General features: G+C 69.2%; 18 protein-coding genes. 17 read left to right on the forward strand and 1 reads right to left on the reverse strand.

The window, feature by feature from the left end:
• Positions 1-72: 72 nt before the first annotated feature.
• Positions 73-363: a hypothetical protein gene (locus ACFYVL_RS13355; protein ID WP_389243926.1), complete on the reverse strand. Its 291-nt coding sequence runs from the start codon at positions 361-363 to the stop codon at positions 73-75.
• A gap of 315 nt (positions 364-678) precedes the next feature.
• Between ACFYVL_RS13355 and ACFYVL_RS13360 the strand changes: the two genes are divergently transcribed.
• From ACFYVL_RS13360 to ACFYVL_RS13440, 17 genes are all read left to right on the forward strand, one after another.
• Complete coding sequence (locus ACFYVL_RS13360; RefSeq protein ID WP_389243928.1) at positions 679-3,024, forward strand: ABC transporter family substrate-binding protein; 2,346 nt, start codon at positions 679-681, stop codon at positions 3,022-3,024.
• 337 nt (positions 3,025-3,361) lie between these two features.
• Entirely contained in the window at positions 3,362-5,266 is a 1,905-nt protein-coding gene (gene typA, locus ACFYVL_RS13365; RefSeq protein ID WP_389243930.1) for a translational GTPase TypA, read from the forward strand.
• A gap of 538 nt (positions 5,267-5,804) precedes the next feature.
• Complete coding sequence (locus tag ACFYVL_RS13370; protein WP_389243932.1) at positions 5,805-7,439, forward strand: ABC transporter substrate-binding protein; 1,635 nt, start codon at positions 5,805-5,807, stop codon at positions 7,437-7,439.
• An 80-nt stretch (positions 7,440-7,519) separates the two neighbouring features.
• Positions 7,520-8,449, forward strand: a complete 930-nt coding sequence (locus ACFYVL_RS13375) for an ABC transporter permease (protein ID WP_389243934.1) — start codon at positions 7,520-7,522, stop codon at positions 8,447-8,449.
• Positions 8,442-9,395 (forward strand): ABC transporter permease, encoded by a 954-nt coding sequence (locus ACFYVL_RS13380; RefSeq protein WP_389243936.1) that lies wholly within the window; start codon positions 8,442-8,444, stop codon positions 9,393-9,395. The genes ACFYVL_RS13375 and ACFYVL_RS13380 overlap by 8 nt, the downstream gene beginning before the upstream one ends.
• A 20-nt stretch (positions 9,396-9,415) precedes the next feature.
• Positions 9,416-10,465 carry an ABC transporter ATP-binding protein gene (locus ACFYVL_RS13385; RefSeq protein ID WP_389244216.1) on the forward strand — a complete coding sequence of 350 codons (1,050 nt, stop codon included), beginning with the start codon at positions 9,416-9,418 and terminating at the stop codon, positions 10,463-10,465.
• The gene (locus ACFYVL_RS13390) at positions 10,458-11,606 is read left to right on the forward strand and encodes an ABC transporter ATP-binding protein (RefSeq protein ID WP_389243938.1); all 1,149 of its coding nucleotides are present in this window, start codon (positions 10,458-10,460) and stop codon (positions 11,604-11,606) included. The genes ACFYVL_RS13385 and ACFYVL_RS13390 overlap by 8 nt, the downstream gene beginning before the upstream one ends.
• Positions 11,607-11,763: 157 nt before the next feature.
• Positions 11,764-12,348, forward strand: coding sequence for a GNAT family N-acetyltransferase (locus ACFYVL_RS13395; RefSeq protein WP_389243940.1), 585 nt, complete (start codon positions 11,764-11,766; stop codon positions 12,346-12,348).
• Between the two features lie 163 nt (positions 12,349-12,511).
• Entirely contained in the window at positions 12,512-14,131 is a 1,620-nt protein-coding gene (locus ACFYVL_RS13400) for an ABC transporter substrate-binding protein (RefSeq protein ID WP_389243942.1), read from the forward strand.
• Positions 14,132-14,177: 46 nt separating this feature from the next.
• Positions 14,178-15,101, forward strand: coding sequence for an ABC transporter permease (locus ACFYVL_RS13405; protein WP_389243944.1), 924 nt, complete (start codon positions 14,178-14,180; stop codon positions 15,099-15,101).
• Positions 15,094-16,098, forward strand: coding sequence for an ABC transporter permease (locus tag ACFYVL_RS13410; RefSeq protein WP_389243946.1), 1,005 nt, complete (start codon positions 15,094-15,096; stop codon positions 16,096-16,098). Before ACFYVL_RS13405 ends, ACFYVL_RS13410 begins: the two co-directional genes overlap by 8 nt.
• A 14-nt stretch (positions 16,099-16,112) precedes the next feature.
• Complete coding sequence (locus ACFYVL_RS13415; RefSeq protein ID WP_389243948.1) at positions 16,113-17,087, forward strand: ABC transporter ATP-binding protein; 975 nt, start codon at positions 16,113-16,115, stop codon at positions 17,085-17,087.
• Positions 17,080-18,180, forward strand: coding sequence for an ABC transporter ATP-binding protein (locus ACFYVL_RS13420; RefSeq protein WP_389243950.1), 1,101 nt, complete (start codon positions 17,080-17,082; stop codon positions 18,178-18,180). The genes ACFYVL_RS13415 and ACFYVL_RS13420 overlap by 8 nt, the downstream gene beginning before the upstream one ends.
• Positions 18,181-18,370: 190 nt before the next feature.
• Positions 18,371-19,384 (forward strand): hypothetical protein, encoded by a 1,014-nt coding sequence (locus ACFYVL_RS13425; RefSeq protein ID WP_389243952.1) that lies wholly within the window; start codon positions 18,371-18,373, stop codon positions 19,382-19,384.
• 230 nt (positions 19,385-19,614) lie between these two features.
• Positions 19,615-19,809, forward strand: coding sequence for a hypothetical protein (locus tag ACFYVL_RS13430; protein WP_389243954.1), 195 nt, complete (start codon positions 19,615-19,617; stop codon positions 19,807-19,809).
• Between the two features lie 102 nt (positions 19,810-19,911).
• Positions 19,912-20,814: an N-acetyl-1-D-myo-inositol-2-amino-2-deoxy-alpha-D-glucopyranoside deacetylase gene (gene mshB, locus ACFYVL_RS13435; protein ID WP_389243956.1), complete on the forward strand. Its 903-nt coding sequence runs from the start codon at positions 19,912-19,914 to the stop codon at positions 20,812-20,814.
• Entirely contained in the window at positions 20,811-21,191 is a 381-nt protein-coding gene (locus ACFYVL_RS13440) for a DUF6113 family protein (RefSeq protein WP_389243958.1), read from the forward strand. The genes mshB and ACFYVL_RS13440 overlap by 4 nt, the downstream gene beginning before the upstream one ends.
• The last annotated feature ends 179 nt before the right edge of the window (positions 21,192-21,370 follow it).

Genomic DNA, 21,370 nt, shown 5'->3' on the forward strand with positions numbered 1-21,370 from the left:
AGAGGGCGGGCCCTGCGCCCAAGGGGGCTCGGCGGGGGCGAGAGGTGCGGCTCCGGCGCGCAAGGGGTGGGGTCAGGGGGCGTGGCGGTTTCGGGCGCCGAGGCCCTCGTCGTCGGAGTCGGTCCACAGCGCGCTGTCGTACGGCGCGTCCGGGATGGTGATCAGGTCGGGCCGTGCGGGCGCGGGCGGTGCCGCCCGGCCCGGTTCGCCCAGCAGCGCCACGCTCTCGCGCAGATGTGCCGCGTCGGTGCGCACCCGCCGGATCTCCAGGCCGTCGCCGGTCTCCTCGGCCAGCCGCAGGACCGCCCGGTCGAGCCGGTCCAGACACTGTGAGATGTCCGTCAACTCATCGTGCAGGGACATGAATTGGCCTCACTTCCGCGATGCGGTCCACAGTCCCTCTGCGGCTGCGAGTGTCGCGCGTCACATCCCCTGTTGTGAAGGGTGCGTGCAGCGGTACGCGAAGTGCGACGGGTCCGCGCGCCCCCCGCCCGTCCCCGTTGGGCCGCACGGGTGGGCTTCCCCGGATGCCCGACGTGTCGGCGCCGCCTCCCGCGCGAGGTCCCTTTCAGTGGGCCAGCAGCACCGACAAGTGTGATCAGCTCAATAAACCCCCAAAAGTGAACTTAACGGCCCACTCCGTTGGGGAGGGGGCCGGGTCAGCCTGGAGGTCCAGCCATGTCCGACGTCTCTCCGCGCGCCCGTCGCGGTGTCGCGCTCGTCGCCACCGGTGTGCTCGCACTCCCGGTGCTGACGGGGTGCGGCGGAAGTGAGGACGAGGGGGCCGTGGGGGCCACGCCGGTCGCGGCGGACCTCGCCGTCACGGACCGCGAGCGGGTCGCCGACGGCGGCACCCTGAACTGGGCCGTCGACTCGGTGCCCGCCACCTTCAACGCCTTCCAGGCGGACGCCGACGCCACCACCGCACGCGTCGCGGGCGCGGTGCTGCCCGCCCTGTTCGTCACCGACGAGAAGGGCGAGCCGCAGCGCAACCCGGACTTCCTGGAGGACGCCAAGGTCGTCGAGCGCGAGCCCAAGCAGGTCGTCCTCTACAAGATCAACCAGCAGGCGGTGTGGAGCGACGGCCGGGAGATCGGCGCCGCCGACTTCGTCGCCCAGTGGCGGGCGCTGCGCGGCAAGGACTCCGCGTACTGGACCGCCCGCAACGCCGGCTACGAGCGCATCGAGAAGATCGAGAAGGGTGACAACGACCTGGAGGTCAAGGTCACCTACGCCAAGCCGTACGCCGACTGGCGCTCCCTGTTCACCCCCCTGTACCCCAAGGAGGTGATGGGCACCCCCGACGCCTTCAACGACGGCGCCCGGACGAAGCTGAAGTCGACGGCGGGCCCCTTCCGCCCGGTGAAGGTGGACCGCGAGGACGGCTCCGTCGTCCTGGACCGCAACCCGCGCTGGTGGGGCAAGCCCGCCAAGCTCGACAAGCTGGTGCTGCGCGCCGTCCCCCGCGACGAGCGGGCCGCCGCGCTCGCCGCCGGCAAGGTGGACCTCGCCGAGGTCGACAGCGGCGCGGTGGAGCGCATCGCCCGTGCCGCCAAGGACAGCGGCAAGGGCCCGCTCACCCACGGCCCCGGCTCCACCACCACCGCCGCCCAGGCGATGCGCTCCTGGGCGCGCGCCCACGGCGCCGTCGAGGACGAGGAAGTGGCGGAGGCGGAGCTGAACTCCCGCGCGAAGGCCCGCGAGCAGGTCCAGAAGTACGCCTCCGAGCAGCGGGCCCTGCGCGGCTTCACCGTCCGCAGGTCCCTGGAGCCCGCCTACACCCAGCTCGCCCTGAACGGCGCCTCCGGACCGCTGTCCGACGAGCGGGTGCGCCGCGCGGTGGCCCGCGCACTCAACCGGCAGGAGCTGGCCGACGCCGTACTGAAGCCGCTCGGACTGCCCGCCGCCCCGCTCGGCAGCCACCTCGCGCTCGCCGGACAGCAGGGCTACGCCGACGGCAGCGAGGTGCTCGGCGGCCAGGACGCCCAGGCGGCCCAGACCCTCCTGGCCGAGGCCGGCTGGAAGCCCGGCGGCGCCGACGCCCGCAAGGACGGCACCAGCGCGGGCAGCCGCTCGGACGCGGAGCGCAAGAAGCGCGAACAGGCCCGGAAGAAGAAGGAGGAGAGCGAGGAGGGCGCCTCCGACGAGGGGATGTACATCGTCGGCGACGACAAGCCCGGCGACGGCAACGACGCCAAGCCCCTCGACAACAGCCACAACGCCTTCCGCACCGACGGCGGCACCCACGTCCTGGCCCCCGCCGTCGGCCCCCGCTCCGTCACCCTCGCCCACGACGGCCTGCCGCGGATGTACCGGGAGCGCGCGGACGGCGAGCGGGACAGCGCGGACGGCAAGACCGAGGCCCAGGAGAAGAAGAAGGGCGGCATGGCCGGTGCCTACGCCCCGCGCGGCACCGCCGCCCCGGCCGCCCGCGCGGCGGCCAGGGCGACCGGGGCGTCCCGGATGGTCGGCAAGGACGGCAAGCCGCTGACCCTGCGCTTCGTCCTGCCCGCCGACCCCGAGTCGGCCCCGCTGCGCACCGTGGGTGCCCGGATCTCCCGGATGCTGGAGGCCATCGGCGTACGCACCGAGACCACCAAGGTCGAGGACGCGAGCTACTTCAAGGACCACATCGCCTCCGGCGACTACGACCTGGCGCTCTACTCCTGGCCCGGCACCGCCTACCCGGCCACCGACGGGCGGCCGATCTTCGCCAAGCCCGAGCCCGCCGCCGACGGCTCGCTGCTCGTCGAGCAGAACTACACCCGGGTCGGTACCGACCACATCGACCAGCTCTTCGACCAGGCCGCCGCCGAGCTCGACGACGAGGCCGCCCGCGAGCTGCTGAGGAAGGCCGACGCCCGGATCTGGGCGGCGGCCGGCTCCATCCCGCTCTACCAGCGCCCCGAGCTGGTCGCGGTGAAGCCGACGGTGGTGAACGCGGGCGCCTTCGGGTTCACCGCACCCCGCTACCAGGACATCGGATTCAAGAAGTCCGATACCGCCAAGGATGACCGCAAGTAACGCCACATAAGGGCTGCGCCGCAGGTCAGAGGCCGTCTCGCGATCTGAGAAACAGCTCAGAAACAGCTCAATTTCCTTGCCCGCCGGACTTCCGGCGGGCAAGGTCGTGCGGGACTCCTTGACCCGGAGCTCAGCATTTCCCCCCCACCCCCGCGCAGTCCCCGCTGCGCCCCCGCGCGGGCCCCGTATCCGGGGCCCGCGACCGCTTGCCGATCGGCCCGGGAAGCCCGTCCCGCGTCCGCCACGTACCATGGGGTAAGCCGTGGCGCGTCCGCCCGGTGGGCGTACGAGGAACGAGACGCCGCATCCCACGATCGAGAGAAGCGTTAAGCAACCCATGCCCACGCGCCACGACATCCGTAACGTCGCCATCGTCGCTCACGTCGACCATGGCAAGACGACCATCGTCGACGCGATGCTCAAGCAGGCCGGCGCCTTCGCCGCGCACGCCGCCGAAAGCCTCGACGACCGCATGATGGACTCGAACGACCTGGAGCGTGAGAAGGGCATCACGATCCTCGCCAAGAACACGGCGGTGAAGTACCACCCCAAGGGCGGCGGGGACCCGATCACGATCAACATCATCGACACCCCCGGCCACGCCGACTTCGGTGGTGAGGTCGAGCGCGGCCTGTCGATGGTCGACGCGGTCGTCCTGCTGGTCGACGCCTCCGAGGGCCCGCTGCCGCAGACCCGCTTCGTGCTCCGCAAGGCCCTCCAGCAGCGCCTGCCGGTCATCCTGTGCATCAACAAGACGGACCGCCCGGACTCCCGGATCGACGAGGTCGTCAACGAGACCTACGACCTGTTCCTGGACCTGGACGCGGACGAGGACCAGATCGAGTTCCCGATCGTCTACGCCTGCGGCCGTGACGGCATCGCCTCGCTGACCAAGCCGGCGGACGGCACCGTCCCCGCCGACAGCGACAGCCTGGAGCCGTTCTTCTCCACCATCCTGGAGCACGTCCCGGCCCCGGCCTACGACGACGCCGCCCCCCTCCAGGCGCACGTCACCAACCTGGACGCCGACAACTTCCTCGGCCGCATCGCGCTGCTCCGCGTCGAGCAGGGCGAGCTGCGCAAGGGCCAGACGGTCGCCTGGATCAAGCGCGACGGCTCGATCTCCAACGTCCGCATCTCCGAGCTGATGATGACCGAGGCGCTCACCCGCAAGCCCGCCGAGGTCGCGGGCCCCGGTGACATCTGCGCCGTCGCCGGTATCCCGGACATCATGATCGGCGAGACGCTGGCCGACCCGGAGAACCCGATCGCGCTCCCGCTGATCACGGTCGACGAGCCCGCCATCTCCATGACCATCGGCACCAACACCTCGCCGATGGTCGGCCGCGGCGGCACCGGCAAGGGCGCGGACGCCAAGGCCGCGGTCAAGGACCGCAAGGTCACCGCCCGCCAGGTCAAGGACCGCCTGGACCGCGAGCTGATCGGTAACGTCTCGCTGCGCGTCCTGGACACCGAGCGCCCCGACGCCTGGGAGGTGCAGGGCCGCGGTGAGCTGGCGCTGGCCATCCTGGTCGAGCAGATGCGCCGCGAGGGCTTCGAGCTGACCATCGGCAAGCCGCAGGTCGTCACGCAGACGATCGACGGCAAGGTGCACGAGCCGGTCGAGCGCATGACGGTCGACGTCCCCGAGGAGCACATGGGCGCGGTCACGCAGCTCATGGGCGTCCGCAAGGGCCGGATGGACAACATGTCCAACCACGGCTCGGGCTGGGTCCGCATGGAGTTCGTCGTCCCGTCCCGCGGCCTCATCGGCTTCCGTACGGAGTTCCTGACCAACACCCGCGGCACCGGTATCGCCCACTCGATCCACGAGGGCCTGGAGCCGTGGTTCGGCCAGCTGGTGACCCGTAACAACGGCTCCCTGGTCGCCGACCGCTCGGGTACGGTCACGCCGTTCGCGATGATCAACCTCCAGGAGCGCGGTGTCCTGTTCACCGACCCCGGCACCGAGGTGTACGAGGGCATGATCGTCGGCGAGAACTCGCGCGCCGACGACATGGACGTGAACATCACCAAGGAGAAGAAGCTCACCAACATGCGTGCCGCTTCCGCCGACACCACGGAGAACGTGGTGCCGCCGCGCAAGCTGTCGCTGGAGCAGTCCCTGGAGTTCTGCCGCGACGACGAGTGCGTCGAGGTGACCCCGGAGGCCGTGCGCATCCGCAAGGTCGTCCTGGACGCCAAGGAGCGCGGCCGTACCGCGTCGCGCGCCAAGCGCTAGTCAACCGGCTTTTGCAGTACGCCTGTTGACCGAAGGCCCGGCACCCCGCATGATCGCGGGGGTGCCGGGCCTTCGGCGTGTGCCACTTCACACGCCGCACCGCGGGCCGCACCGCTCACGCTCGGTCACCGCCTCCGGTGCGACGGAGCCGGGCGGTACCCGGTCAAGATCCAACTGCCTTCCCGGCGACGCCCGGTCAAGTCCTTTTCCTGCGCCGTGTGTCCGGATATCGATCAACACTCTCCGGAAGTTGCGTTAACAGTCCGTTTCGGGGGTGTCTGTCTGGGCTCATTTTGTCCGGATTTCGGTCATCGCGGGGTAAGTGATGTTGTCAAAACGAGACCCTTTAAGTGTGGTTTACGGTCCAGGCGTACTTAATAGTTGGCTCCATTGAGCTCGGGTCAATGGGTCACGCGCTGTGGGGAGCGCCGACTCACGAGCACACTGGGGCACCAGAACTTCTCGCCGTCAGGGGTGTCGGCGAGCGCACCTGTGCCCCCTCTTGCAGTTAACAAGTGGACTCATGAGGAGGAACCCCATGCGTGGTGCCAAGAGCGCCAAGTGGGTCGCCATAGCAGGTGTCGTCGCGCTCGCGACGACGGCTTGTGGCGGCGGCAAGGACAGTGGGAACGACAACGCCAACCGCACGGTCGACCCCAAGGGCATCGTCAGCTACGCCAATGGTGAGCCGCAGAACCTTCTGCAGCCGGCGAACACCATGGAGGCGTACGGCAGCGTCGTCATCAACTCCCTCTTCACGGGTCTGGTCAGCTACGACAAGGCCGGAAACATCGTCATGGAGAACGCGGAGTCGGTCACCCCCGACGCCGCGAACAAGGTGTGGACGGTCAAGCTCAAGGCGGGCTGGAAGTTCCACAACGGCGACGCCGTGACCGCCAAGTCGTACGTCGACGCCTGGAACTGGGCCGCGAACCCGGAGAACGGGCAGCAGAACAGCGCCTGGTACCGCGACATCGTCGGTTACGAGAAGGTGCACCCCGAGAAGGGCAAGGGCTCCGCCAAGGAGATGTCCGGCCTGAAGGTCGTCGACGAGAACACCTTCACCATCACGCTGGCCAACGGCATCCCGTACTACGCCTACAAGCTGGTGTACGCGCCGTTCTACCCGATGCCCGCCGCGGCGCTGAAGGACCCGAAGACCTACGGCGAGAAGCCGGTCGGCAACGGTCCCTACAAGTTCACCTCCTGGCAGCGCAAGAAGTCGATCAAGGTCGCCGCCTGGGACGGCTACCAGGGTGCCAAGAAGCCGAAGAACGGCGGCATCGACTTCAAGGCGTACTCCTCGCCGACCGCCGCGTACAACGACCTGCGCTCGGACAACGTCGACACCATGCCGACGATCCCGGACCAGGAACTCGCCAACTACAAGCAGGACTTCGGCAAGCGCGCCATCACGTCCGAGTACTCGGCGATCAACACGATCAACCCGGCGTTCTACACGGACCAGTGGAAGAACACCAACATCAAGGTCATCCAGGGCCTCTCGATGGCGATCGACCGCGCCACGATCGCCAAGACCACCTTCTACGGCAACCGCCAGCCGGCCACCGGCTGGGTCGCCAAGGGTGTGAAGGGCTACCAGGAGAACGCGTGCGGTGAGTACTGCACGTTCAACCCGACCAAGGCCAAGCAGCTCATCACCGAGGGCGGCGGCGTCCCCGGCGGCAAGATCAGCATCCAGTACAACGCCGACCAGCCGCACAAGGGCTGGGTCACGGCCGTCTGCAACGACATCGTCAAGAACACCGGTGTGCAGTGCGTGGGCGACCCGGTGACGGACTTCCAGGCCGACACCGAGATCCGTGACCAGAAGAAGGTCAAGTCGATCTACCGCTCCGGCTGGGTGCTCGACTACCCGTTCAACGGCAACTTCCTCGCCGACCTGTACGGCACGGGCGTCGACGGCAACAAGGGCGGCTTCTCGGACAAGAAGTTCGACGAGCTGACCAAGAAGGCCGACCAGGCCAAGACGATCGAGGACTCGGCGAAGCTCTACCAGGAGGCCGAGAAGCAGCTGCAGAACAGCTTCCCGAGCATCCCGCTGTTCTACAACCAGACGAACTCCGCCCACTCGAACAACGTGAAGGGGATGGAGTTCGACCAGGCCGGCGACCCGATCCTCACGGACGTCGAAGTTTTCAAGAAGAAGTAGTCGCCGGAGTTCGTTCCCGAAGCGGTGCCCGGCGATCCCGGGCGCCGCTTCGGGCGGCTCCGTAATGGACGGAGGCACCAATGGGGCGCTACGTCGCTAGGCGACTGCTCCAGATGATCCCGGTCTTTCTCGGGACAACCCTGCTGATCTTCCTCATGGTCAATGTGCTCCCCGGCGACCCGGTTGCGGCGCTGTGGGGGGACAAGCCGCCGGACCCGGCGCAGGTCGCGCAGATCCGGCACGACCGTGGCCTGGACCTTCCGCTGTGGCAGCAGTACTTCCACTACATCGGCGGTCTGTTCCAGGGAGACTTCGGCAAGACGATCGCGGGTGGCAGGCCCGTGCTCGACGACATCACGCTGGCCTTCCCGGTCACCATCCGGCTCGCCGCCATGGCGTGGACCTTCGAGCTCGTCGTCGGCATCACCCTCGGTGTGATCGCCGGTATCCGCCGAGGAAAGATCATCGACACCGGCGTGACGCTGTTCACGCTCGTGGTGATCTCCGTCCCGATCTTCGTAGTCGGCCTGGGCTTCCAGCTGTACTTCGGTAACGAGCTGGGCTGGATCACGCCGACGGTGCAGGACTCCGAGAGCTTCAGCCAGCTGATCGTCCCGGCCCTCGTGCTGGGTCTGGTCGGACTGGCGTACGTGGCACGGCTGACCCGCACGTCGATCGCCGAGAACAAGTCGGCGGACTACATGCGCACCGCCGTCGCCAAGGGTCTGCCCAAGCAGCGGATCGTCACCCGGCACCTGCTGCGCAACTCGCTGATCCCCGTGGTCACCTACCTGGGCACCGACATCGGCACCCTGATGGGCGGCGCGGTCATCACCGAGGGCATCTTCAACGTGACGGGCATCGGCGACCTCCTCTACGAGGCCATCGCCCGCCGCGAGGGCACGGTCATCGTCGGTGTCGTCACCGTCCTGGTGCTCGTGTACCTCCTCGCCAGCCTGCTCGTCGACCTGCTTTACGCGGTCCTGGACCCGAGGATCCGTTATGCCTGACATGACCAAGACCGCACATGAGGACGCGGCCAACGTGGTCGCGGGCACCCCGGTGGCCACGGACTCCGGCCCCGCGCCGGAGAAGCCGCGCAGTCTCGGTGCCGACGCCTGGCGCGACCTGCGGCGCAACCCGCTGTTCCTGGTCTCCGCGGCCCTCATCCTGCTGCTGCTCCTGGTGTCGGTGTGGCCCTCGCTGTTCACCGGCGAGAACCCGAACATCGGCGACCAGGCCAAGCACTTCCTGGGCAAGCCGGAACTGGGGCACGTCTTCCAGGCCGACTGGTGGGGCTTCGACCGCACGGGCCGCAGCATCTACGCCCGGACGATCTACGGCACCCGCAACTCCATCCTGGTCGGCGTCGGTGTCACCGTCCTGGTCACCCTGCTCGGTGGTCTGCTGGGCATGCTCGCCGGATACTTCGGCGGTTTCTGGGACAGCCTCATCTCCCGGCTGACCGACATCTTCTTCGGCATCCCGTTCCTGCTCGGCGCCATGGTCGTGCTCAACGCCTTCACCGACCGCACCGTCTGGGTCGTCATGGGCGCTCTGGCCTTCCTCGGCTGGACGCAGATCGCCCGCGTCATGCGCGGCGCGGTCATCACGACCAAGCACGCCGACTACGTGGTGGCTGCCAAGGCGCTCGGTGCCGGCACCAAGCGGATCCTGTTCCGGCACATCCTGCCGAACGCGATCGCGCCGGTGATCGTCGTCGCGACCATCGTCCTGGGCTCGTACATCGTCGCCGAGTCGACGCTGTCCTTCCTGGGTCTGGGTCTGGGCGGCGACTCCATCTCCTGGGGCGGCGACATCTCCGACGCCATCCAGGACATCCGCAACAACCCGCACACCCTGATCTTCCCGGCCGGACTGCTGAGCATCACCGTGCTGGCGTTCATCATGATGGGTGACGCGGTACGCGAAGCCCTCGACCCGAAGCTGCGCTGAGGGAGGCGTACGTGACCATCATGGACAAACCTGCGAACGTGCCCGTCCTCGGCGAGGACGGGGAGAACAACGGCACCCTGCTCGATGTGCGCGACCTGCACGTCGAGTTCCACACCCGCGACGGCGTGGCCAAGGCCGTCAACGGCGTGAACTACAGCGTCAAGGCGGGCGAGACGCTGGCCGTGCTCGGCGAGTCGGGCTCCGGCAAGTCGGTCACCGCTCAGGCGATCATGGGCATCCTCGACATGCCGCCGGGGAAGATCCCGCAGGGCGAGATCCTCTTCCACGGCCAGGACATGCTCAAGATGTCCAACGAGGAGCGCCGCAAGATCCGTGGCCGGAAGATCGCGATGATCTTCCAGGACGCGCTGTCCTCGCTCAACCCCGTGCTCTCGGTGGGCTACCAGCTCGGCGAGATGTACCGGGTGCACGAGGGGCTCAGCCGCAAGGAAGCCAAGGCCAAGGCCATCGAACTGATGGAGAAGGTCAAGATCCCGGCGGCCAGGGAGCGGGTCAACGACTACCCGCACCAGTTCTCCGGCGGTATGCGCCAGCGCATCATGATCGCGATGGCGCTCGCCCTGGAGCCGGAGCTGATCATCGCGGACGAGCCGACCACGGCTCTCGACGTGACCGTCCAGGCCCAGGTGATGGACCTCCTCGCGGAGCTCCAGAGCGAGTACAACATGGGTCTGATCCTGATCACCCACGACCTCGGCGTCGTCGCCGACGTCGCGGACAAGATCGCGGTGATGTACGCGGGCCGGATCGTCGAGACCGCGCCGGTCCACGAGATCTACAAGCGCCCGGCGCACCCGTACACCAAGGGCCTCCTCGATTCGATCCCGCGCCTGGACCAGAAGGGCCAGGAGCTGTACGCGATCAAGGGCCTGCCGCCCAACCTGCTCAAGATCCCGAGCGGTTGCGCGTTCAACCCGCGCTGCCCCAAGGCGCAGGACATCTGCCGCACCGAGGTGCCGCCGCTGGTCCAGGTGACCGAGCGGGACGGCGCCGACCTGACCGGTCGCGGCAGCGCGTGCCACTTCTGGAAGGAGACGATCCATGGCTGAGCCCACCAAGAGCACCGAGCCGGTGGACGCCACCCCGAACGTCTCCGAGGTCGAGGTCGTCGAGGCGTCGTCCGAGACGCAGGCCGTCGCGGCGCTGGACAAGACCGTCGAGCGCGGCGAGCCGATCCTCCAGGTCCGCAACCTGGTGAAGCACTTCCCGCTCACCCAGGGCGTCCTGGTCAAGAAGCAGGTCGGCGCGGTCAAGGCCGTCGACGGCATCTCCTTCGACCTGTACCAGGGCGAGACCCTCGGCATCGTGGGCGAGTCCGGCTGTGGCAAGTCCACGGTCGCCAAGCTCCTGATGACGCTGGAGACGGCGACGGCCGGCGAGGTCTTCTACAAGGGCCAGGACATCACCAAGCTGTCCGGGCGTGCGCTGAAGGCGGTCCGCCGCAACATCCAGATGGTGTTCCAGGACCCGTACACCTCGCTGAACCCGCGCATGACGGTCGGCGACATCATCCAGGAGCCCTTCGAGATCCACCCCGAGGTGGCTCCCAAGGGCGACCGGCGCCGCAAGGTGCAGGACCTGCTGGACGTGGTGGGTCTGAACCCGGAGTACATCAACCGCTACCCGCACCAGTTCTCCGGCGGCCAGCGCCAGCGCATCGGCATCGCCCGCGGCCTCGCGCTCAACCCGGAGATCATCATCTGCGACGAGCCCGTCTCGGCCCTGGACGTCTCCGTCCAGGCGCAGGTCATCAACCTGATGGAGAAGCTCCAGGACGAGTTCAACCTGTCCTACCTCTTCATCGCGCACGACCTGTCCATCGTCCGGCACATCTCCGACCGGGTCGGCGTGATGTACCTGGGCAAGATGGCCGAGATCGGTACGGACGCGGCGATCTACGAGCACCCGACGCATCCCTACACCCAGGCGCTGCTGTCGGCCGTTCCGGTCCCCGACCCGACCGCCCGCGAGCACCGCGAGCGGATCATTCTCACCGGCGACGTGCCCTCGCCGGCCAACCCGCCGTCGGGCTGCCGCTTCCGCACCCGCTGCTGGAAGGCCGAGGACAAGTGCGCCAAGGAGGAACCGCTGCTGGCGATTCCGACCCGGTTCGCCGGTTCGGACTCCCCGGCGGCACACGAATCGGCGTGCCACTTCGCCGAGGAGAAGGACGTGGTGGGCGCGGCCTGACCCTCCGCGCCCGTGAGCCCGCTTTTTCCGGCCGCCGCCCCCGTCCCGATTCCTCGGGGCGGGGGCGGCGGTCGTTTTCGCCGCGTGCGTACACGTGGTGTGCGTACGAGAGGCGTGCGTACGAGTCGCGTACGTACGAGAAGCACAAGGAGCAGTCGTGACACAGGACGCCGAACGGACACTGGTCTTCACCGAACTCGTCGGGTACGGGCTGCGGTTGCGGGCCTGGGGCAAGGAGGACGTGCCGGCGGTGATCCGCGGGCTGAACGATCCGGAGTTCCGGCGCTGGGAGTGGTCCGAGCACGAACCGGTCGACGAGGAAGGGGCGTTGGAGTTCGTGCGGGCGCGGTCCCGGGGGTGGGAGCGGGGCGACCTCGCCCAGTTCTGCGTCGAGGACGCGGACAGCGGTGAGGTGCTGGGGTCGATCGGACTGCACAAGATCGAGTTCGCCCGGGGCGTCGCGGGCATCGGCTACTGGCTGCTGCCCGAGGCGCGGGGCAGGGGAGTGGTCACCCGGGCGGTGGAGCTGTGCACCCGGTGGGGGTTCTCCGGACTCGGGCTGCACCGGATCGAGCTGGGGCACGCGGTGAGCAACGAGCCGTCCTGCCGGGTCGCCGAACGCTGCGGCTACCTCTTCGAGGGCGTCGCCAGGGGCGGCCTGCCCGCGCTGGCGCCGGACACCTTCCACGACATGCACAGCCATGCCCGCCTCGCCACCGACCCGGCCCCTCGGCTGCCCTGACGGGAGCGCGGCGCGGTCGCGGGGGTGCCGGCGCGGTCCCGGGGCGGTGGTGCGGCCCCACGGGTGACGGTGCGTTCCTAACGGACGCGGTGGAGATGCAGGTCCGCAACGTATGGGGTGATATGGGTCCCTAAGTCATCTTTGGGACTCTAGGAGGCACTCCATGCGTGGAGCCAGGCACGCCAAGTGGGCCGCGACCGCGGCAGCCGTCGCTCTCGCCGCGACCGCCTGCGGCGGCGGGGGAAGCGGCAGCGGCGAGACAGGCGTGCTCAGTGCGTCCTGGGGCGACCCCCAGAACCCCCTGGAGCCCGCCAACACCAACGAGGTCCAGGGCGGCAAGGTCCTGGAGATGCTCTTCCGGGGCCTCAAGCGCTACAACCCGAAGACCGGCGCGGCCGAGGACATGCTCGCCGCGAAGATCGACACCACCGACTCGCAGAACTTCACCGTCACCCTCAAGGACTGGAAGTTCAGCAACGGCGAGAAGGTCACCGCCAAGTCCTTCGTCGACGCCTGGAACTACGGCGCGCACCTGAAGAACAAGCAGAAGAACGCCCCCTTCTTCGGCTACATCGAGGGCTACGACAAGGTCCACCCGGAGAGCGGCCAGGCCACCGCCGAGACCATGTCCGGCCTGAAGGTCAAGGACGACAAGACCTTCACGGTCAAGCTCACCCAGAAGTTCTCCACCTGGCCCGAGACGCTCGGCTACGCCGCGTTCGCCCCGCTGCCGAAGATCTTCTTCGACGACCACGACGCGTTCCTGAAGACACCGGTCGGCAACGGCCCGTACACCGTCAAGCAGTACGACAAGGGCTCGGTGATGAGCCTGCGCAAGTGGGGCGACTACCCGGGCGACGACAAGGCGCAGAACGAGGGCGTGGACCTCAAGGTCTACACCGACTACGGCACCGCCTACACCGACCTGACGGCCGGCAACCTCGACCTGCTGGACGACGTGCCCGCCGCCCAGCTCAAGAACGTCAAGAACGACCTGGGCGACCGGTACCTCAACACTCCGGCCGGCATCATCCAGACCCTGTCCTTCCCGTTCTACGACAAGGACTGGAACAAGCCCGGCTCGGAGAAGCTCCGCAAGGGCCTGTCCATGGCCATCAACCGGGCCCAGATCACCGACACGATCTTCCAGAAGACCCGCACCCCCGCCACCGACTGGACCTCCCCGGTGCTCGGCGAGAAGGGCGGCTACAAGGCCGGGCTGTGCGGCGCCTCCTGCGAGTACAACGCGGCCGAGGCGAAGAAGCTGGTCACCGAGGGCGGCGGCATCCCCGGCGGCCAGATGAAGATCACGTACAACGCGGACACCGGCTCCCACAAGGAGTGGGTCGACGCCGTCTGCAACAGCATCAACAACGCCCTCGGCGACAACAAGGCCTGCGTCGGCAACCCGGTCGGCACCTTCGCCGACTTCCGCAACCAGGTCACCCAGTCCAAGCTGGACGGCCCCTTCCGGGCCGGCTGGCAGATGGACTACCCGCTGATCCAGAACTTCCTGGAGCCGCTGTACGCCACCGGAGCCTCCTCCAACGACGGCAAGTGGTCCAACAAGGAGTTCGACGCACTGCTCAAGAAGGCCAACGCCGAGGCCGACACCGCGAAGGCCATCGCCACCTTCCAGGACGCCGAGAAGGTCGTCGCCGACCAGATGGCCGCCATCCCGCTCTGGTACCAGAACGGCTCCGCCGCCTACTCCGAGCGCACCTCGAACGTGGCACTGAACCCGTTCAGCATCCCGGTCTACAACGAGATGAAGGTCAGCTGACGCCCGCAGGGGACCAACCCAGTCACGACCACCACGGGAGCCCTCCATGGGACGTTATGTGATCCGGCGTCTGCTCCAGATGATCCCGGTCTTCTTCGGTGCCACGCTGCTGATCTTCCTGATGGTCAACGTGATGGGCGACCCCATCGCGGGGCTGTGCGGCGACCGCCAGTGCGACGCGGCGACCGCCGCACAGCTCAAGTCGGACTTCGGCCTCGACCAGCCGGTCTGGCAGCAGTACCTGACCTACATGGGCAACCTGTTCACCGGTGACTTCGGCAAGGCCTTCAACGGCCAGAAGGTCACCGAGCTGATGGGCACCGCCTTCCCGGTCACCGCCCGGCTCACCCTGGTGGCGATCGTCTTCGAGATCGTCATCGGCATCAGCCTCGGCGTCCTGACCGGACTGCGCCGGGGCAGGCCGATCGACACCGGCGTCCTGCTGCTCACCCTCGTCGTCATCTCCATCCCCACCTTCGTCACCGGCCTGCTGCTCCAGCTGCTGCTCGGCGTGAAGTGGGGCTGGATCAAACCGGCCGTCTCCCCGGCCGCGACCGTCGACGAACTCCTCGTCCCCGGACTGGTGCTGGCGTCCGTCTCGCTGGCGTACGTCACCCGCCTCACCCGTACCTCCGTCGCCGAGAACGCCCGCGCCGACTACGTCCGTACCGCCGTCGCCAAGGGACTGCCGCGCCGCCGGATCATCTCCCGGCACCTGCTGCGCAACTCCCTGATCCCGGTGGTCACCTTCATCGGCACCGACATCGGCGCCCTGATGGGCGGCGCGATCGTCACCGAGCGCATCTTCAACATCCACGGCGTCGGCTACCAGCTCTACCAGGGCATCGTCCGGCAGAGCTCGCAGACCGTCGTCGGCTTCGTGACCGTCCTGGTGCTGGTCTTCCTGGTGGCGAACCTGATCGTCGACCTCTTGTACGCCGTTCTCGACCCGAGGATCCGGTATGCCTGAGCCCAAGACTCCGCAGAATCCGCAGGGGAAGAACCCGCACGACGAGGGCGCGATCTCCGCACTCGGCGGCTCCGGCGGGGCGATGGACCTCGCGGTCGCCGAGGGCGCCTCCCTCGAAAAGCCCCCCAAGCCCGGACAGAGCGGCGGCGACAAGGCCCGCAGCCTCTGGTCGGACGCCTGGCACGACCTGCGCCGCAACCCCGTCTTCATCGTCTCCGGCCTGATCATCGCCTTCCTGGTGTTCATCTCGCTGTGGCCGCACGTGCTCGCCTCCGGCGACCCGCTCGCCTGTGACCTCGGCAAGGCCCAGCAGGGCTCCCAGCCGGGCCACCCCTTCGGCTTCAACGGCCAGGGCTGCGACGTCTACACCCGCACCGTCTACGGCGCCCGCGCCTCGGTCACCGTCGGCGTCTGCGCCACCGTCGGCGTCGCCCTCCTCGGCTCCCTGCTCGGCGGGCTGGCCGGCTTCTTCGGCGGCTGGTTCGACGCGCTGCTCTCCCGCATCACCGACGTCTTCTTCGCCATCCCCGTCGTCCTCGGCGGCCTGGTCTTCCTCTCGGTCGTCCCCGGCACCACCGTCTGGCCGGTGATCACCTTCATCGTGCTGCTCGGCTGGCCGCAGATCGCCCGCATCGCCCGCGGCTCGGTCATCACCGCCAAGCAGAACGACTACGTCCAGGCGGCCCGCGCGCTCGGCGCGGGCAACTCGCGGATGCTGCTGCGCCACATCACCCCGAACGCCATCGCCCCGGTCATCGTCGTCGCGACCATCGCGCTCGGCACGTACATCGCCCTGGAGGCCACGCTCTCCTACCTCGGCGTCGGGCTGAAGGCCCCCACCGTCTCCTGGGGCATCGACATCTCCTCCGCCTCGGGGTACGTCCGCAACGCGCCCCACATGCTGCTGTGGCCGGCCGGCGCGCTCGCCGTCACGGTCCTCGCGTTCATCATGCTCGGCGACGCGGTGCGCGACGCCCTCGACCCCAAGCTGCGATAGAGGGTGCTGCTGCCATGCTGCTCGAAGTACGCGATCTGCACGTGGAGTTCAAGACTCGCGACGGCGTCGCCAAGGCCGTCAACGGGGTCAACTACAGCGTCGACGAGGGCGAGACGCTGGCCGTGCTCGGCGAGTCCGGCTCCGGCAAGTCGGTCACCGCGCAGGCCGTCATGGGCATCCTCGACATGCCGCCCGGCCGCATCCCCCAGGGCGAGATCCTCTTCGACGGCCAGGACGTGCTGAAACTGAAGGAGGACCAGCGCAGGAAGATCCGCGGCGCCGGAATGGCCATGATCTTCCAGGACGCGCTGTCCTCCCTCAACCCGGTCCTCTCGGTCGGCGAACAGCTCGGCGAGATGTTCGTCGTGCACCGCGGGATGTCCAGGAAGGACTCCCGGGCCAAGGCCGTCGAACTGATGGACCGGGTGCGCATCCCGGCCGCCAAGGAACGCGTCGGCCAGTACCCGCACCAGTTCTCCGGCGGTATGCGCCAGCGCATCATGATCGCGATGGCACTCGCGCTCGAACCGAGGCTGATCATCGCCGACGAGCCGACCACGGCCCTCGACGTCACCGTCCAGGCCCAGGTCATGGACCTCCTCGCGGAACTCCAGCGCGAACTGAACATGGGCCTGATCCTGATCACCCACGACCTCGGCGTCGTCGCCGACGTCGCGGACAAGATCGCGGTGATGTACGCCGGCCGGATCGTCGAGACCGCCCCGGTCCACGAGATCTACAAGAGCCCCGCCCACCCGTACACCAAGGGCCTCCTCGAATCGATCCCGCGCCTGGACCAGAAGGGCCAGGAGCTGTACGCGATCAAGGGCCTGCCGCCCAACCTGCTCCACATCCCGCCCGGCTGCGCCTTCAACCCGCGCTGCCCCCGGGCCAGGGACGTCTGCCGCACCGACGTGCCCCCGCTGTTCGACGTGGCCGAGGACCGCCAGAGCGCCTGCCACTTCTGGAAGGAGACGCTCGATGGCTGAACCCACCGAGAGCACCGGGACCACGGGCGCCACCGAGGCCGGGGCCTGGACCCCGCCCTCCTCCGGCGACGGCGGGGCCATCCTGGAGGTGCGGGACCTGGTCAAGCACTATCCGCTCACCCAGGGCATCATCCGCAGGAAGCAGGTCGGCGCGGTCAAGGCCGTCGACGGCGTCTCCTTCGACCTCCACGCGGGCGAGACCCTCGGCATCGTCGGCGAGTCCGGCTGCGGCAAGTCGACCGTCGCCAAGATGCTCGTCCAGCTGGAGCAGCCCACCGCGGGCGCCATCCGCTACAAGGGCGAGGACATCACCAAGCTGTCCGGGCGTGCGCTGAAGGCGGTCCGGCGCAACATCCAGATGGTGTTCCAGGACCCGTACACCTCGCTGAACCCGCGCATGACGGTCGGCGACATCATCGGGGAGCCGTACGAGATCCACCCCGAGGTGGCTCCCAAGGGCGACCGGCGCCGCAAGGTCCAGGACCTGCTGGACGTGGTGGGTCTGAACCCGGAGTACATCAACCGCTACCCGCACCAGTTCTCCGGCGGCCAGCGCCAGCGCATCGGCATCGCCCGCGGCCTGGCCCTCAACCCGGAGATCATCGTCGCCGACGAACCGGTCTCCGCCCTCGACGTCTCCGTCCAGGCACAGGTCATCAACCTGCTCGACAAGCTCCAGCAGGAGTTCAACCTCTCCTACGTCTTCATCGCGCACGACCTCTCGATCGTCCGGCACATCTCCGACCGGGTCGGCGTGATGTACCTCGGCCGGGTGGTCGAGATCGGCTCCGACGAGGAGATCTACGAACACCCCACGCATCCCTACACCCAGGCGCTGCTGTCCGCCGTTCCGGTGCCCGACCCGGAGGCCAGGGAGCACCGGGACCGGATCATCCTGGCGGGCGACGTGCCCTCGCCGGCCAACCCGCCCTCCGGCTGCCGCTTCCGCACCCGCTGCTGGAAGGCGCAGGAGCGGTGCGCCCAGGAGGTGCCGCTGCTGGCGGTCCCCGCGGTGTTCCGCGGTGCGGGGACGGCGACGGAGCACGACTCGGCGTGCCACTTCGCCGAGGAGCGCACCGTGGTCCCCAGCTGAGCCCGGCCCCCTCCGGGCACCGTCCCGGAGGGGGAGCGGGGCCTTCGCACGGCCCCGCCGCTTTTGCTTAAGCGACCGTGCACACGCCCACCTCTTGTTCAACTCCCTTACCAGGGTGGACCATTCACCCATGGGACCGACGGGGCAGCCTCAGTCACTCGCGCGCGGCGCACGGTTCACGGGGAGCGGAGTGTGTCTCCTCCTCGCCCTCCTGACGGCCCTGTGGATCGCCCGCGACCTCCGCCTCGTCGACGACCCGGACCGGCTCTGGTGGGCCTGGGCGGGCAGCGGACCGGACCGGTTCCTCACCGCCACCACCCTGTACGACCTCGTCCTGCTGTGCGTGTACGCCGTCGTCGCCCTCACCGCCCCGCGCTCCCGGGTGGCCGCGCCCGCCCTGGCGGTGACCGGGCTCGTCACGCTCGCGGTGCGCGCCCCCTCCCTGTGGGTCGAGGGATTCGCGGAGGTGTATCCGCACGGGCTGCGCATGTGGGCCATGGTGTCGACGTTCGTGGCGCTCGGCCTGGCCGCCGCCCTGCTGATCGTGGTGGCCGCGGGCCGCCGCCCCGTCCGCCCGTACGACAGCGGGCCCACCCGCCCCGGGCGCGGTGCGGGCATCACCGCGTTCCTGCTGCTCGGCGCGGCCGGGCTGATCACCGCGGCCTGGGAGGTGTACGCCTACACCCGCACCCCCGGCCCCTTCTCCCTGTACGCCGAACGCTTCACCGGCGGCGCGAGCGCCCTGCAACTGCTCGGGATGCCCGTCGGATGGGCCTCCCTGGTGATCACCGCGGTCGCGCTGACCGCCGCGGTCGGCGGACTCCTGCGCGCGGTGCACTCCCGGCCGCTGGGGCTGGTGGCGGCACTGCTGGTGGGTGTGGGCGGGGCGGCCGGGGTCTCGGCCGCGGTCCGCACCGACCTGTTCGCCCACTTCGGCGGCCTCGGGCCCGTCGAGCGGCTCACCGTCGCCTGGTGGGTGCTGGCGCTGCTGATCGGGGGAGTGGTCGCACTGGTGACGGGGCGCCGCGGCCGGCCCGTGGGCAGCGGTCCGCAATTGGCCCCCAACGTGTACGACGGCTACGGGTACGGCGTCGCCGGCGGACCGGCCGGCGGACCTCCCGGCGGGCCCGGCGGAGTGCCCGGCAGCGGCGGGATCGGCGGTTTTGGCCCGCCCCCGCCCTCCTCGCGCCCGCCCGGCTGGTGACCGGCCACCCCTCGCGGCCCGCTCAACTCCGCTCGCCAGGACGGCGATTTTTGGCCACATTCCTCAACTGGCCGCCCCCCGTGCGCCCCTCGTGCTGCCGTGCACCGATCAATGCGTGGATGCGGATAGTTATGATCCGTAGCGCTAGGTGGGTATAGACCTGCTGGCACCTGTCGTGCTGCCGTAGATCCAACCGTCGTCCGACCGTACTCAAGTGGAGGTGAACCGCCGTGGCACTCTCGATCTCCGTGGTGGTGCTGCTGGCGATCGTCGTCTTCCTGCTGGTCCGGAAATCCGGACTCAAGGCCGGACACGCGGTGGTCTGCATGCTGCTCGGGTTCTATCTCGCCAGCTCGTCCATCGCCCCCACGATCAAGAACGTCACCACGAACGTGGCCGGGGTGCTGGGCGGCTTCCACTTCTGACCGCGGCCCCGTGCCGTCCCGGGGAGCGACGGCGGCACCGCGGGCAACGGCCGCGGCACCGCGAGGAGCGGCGGCGGAGCCCCCACCTCGTACGCTGTCACCATGACCGAGCTCCCCACCCGTCGCCTGCTCCTGGTGCACGCGCACCCCGACGACGAGTCGATCAACAACGGCGCCACCATGGCGAAGTACGCCGCCGAAGGTGCGCGGGTCACCCTGGTGACCTGCACCCTGGGTGAGGAGGGCGAGATCATCCCGCCCTCCCTCGCGGGCCTCGCCGCCGACCGGGGCGACGCCCTGGGCCCGCACCGGGCCGTCGAACTGGCGTCCGCCATGAAGGAGCTGGGCGTCACCGACCACCGCTTCCTCGGCGGCCCCGGCCACTTCCGCGACTCCGGCATGACGGGCGCCCCGCAGAACCACCGCGAGGGCGCGTTCTGGCACGCCGAGATCGATTCCGCCGCCCCCTACCTCGTCGAGGTGATCCGGGAGACGCGCCCCCAGGTACTGATCACCTACGACCCGGACGGCGGCTACGGCCACCCCGACCACATCCAGGCGCACCGGGTCGCCATGCGCGCCGCCGAACTCGCCGCCGAGCCCACCTACCGGCCGGATTTCGGTGTTCCGCACACGGTGGAAAAGGTGTATTGGAACCGGGTGCCGCGCCCCGTCGCCGAGGCCGCCTTCGCCCGGCTGCGCGCGGAGGACCCGGGCTTCCCCGGCATCGCCTCCGTCGACGACGTCCCCGGCGTGGTCGACGAGGAGCACATCACCACCGAGATCGACGGCTCCGCGTACGGCCCGGCCAAGACCGCCGCGATGCGGGCGCACGCCACCCAGATCACCGTCCACGAGCCGTGGTTCCTGCTCTCCAACGAGCTGGCCCAGCCGCTGTTCACCACCGAGTACTACGAGCGGGTGCACCCGCCGCGTACGCAGGAGGAGGCCGCGGAGGGCCCGGAGACCGACCTCTTCGACGGGACCACGGGGGCGCGGGCATGACCGTGGACATCAACTGGAAGCGCCTGCCCCTCTACGTCGCCCTGTTCGTGGTCGGCGCCGTCACCGGCATCGCGGGCGCCCTCGTCTCCGGCCTCCTGGTGCCGCTCGGGCTGCTCCTCGCGCTGCTCGCCGCGGGCTGCCTCTTCTACGGGGGTACGTACGCGCTGGGCACCCGCACCGGTGCGCTGGCCCCCGGACTGGGCTGGACCGCCGCCGTACTGCTGGGCACCACCGGCCGTACCGAGGGGGACGCTCTGGTCGGTGGCGGCACCGGGTCGAGCGTCTTCCTGCTCGGTGGCATCGCACTGGCTGTGATCTGTGCCACCATGCCGCAGTTGCCGCAACCAGGCACCTCCGCCGCCCGACTTGGCAAGTGACGTACCACTTCCTTCTGTGATGTCCGCCGGGATCCGTCCGCGGACCCCGACCGCCGACCGCGTCCCCGCGACGGCCGCGGGGCTGCGGCCCGGCGGCGGACAGTATGGTGGTGCGCGCCGCCGAGCCGCCCGCAGCACATGGTTAAGAGATCGGGCGGTGGAGCCAACCGGGAGAACCT

The organism is Streptomyces sp. NPDC004111, assembly GCF_042874215.1.
Lineage (GTDB): Bacteria > Actinomycetota > Actinomycetes > Streptomycetales > Streptomycetaceae > Streptomyces.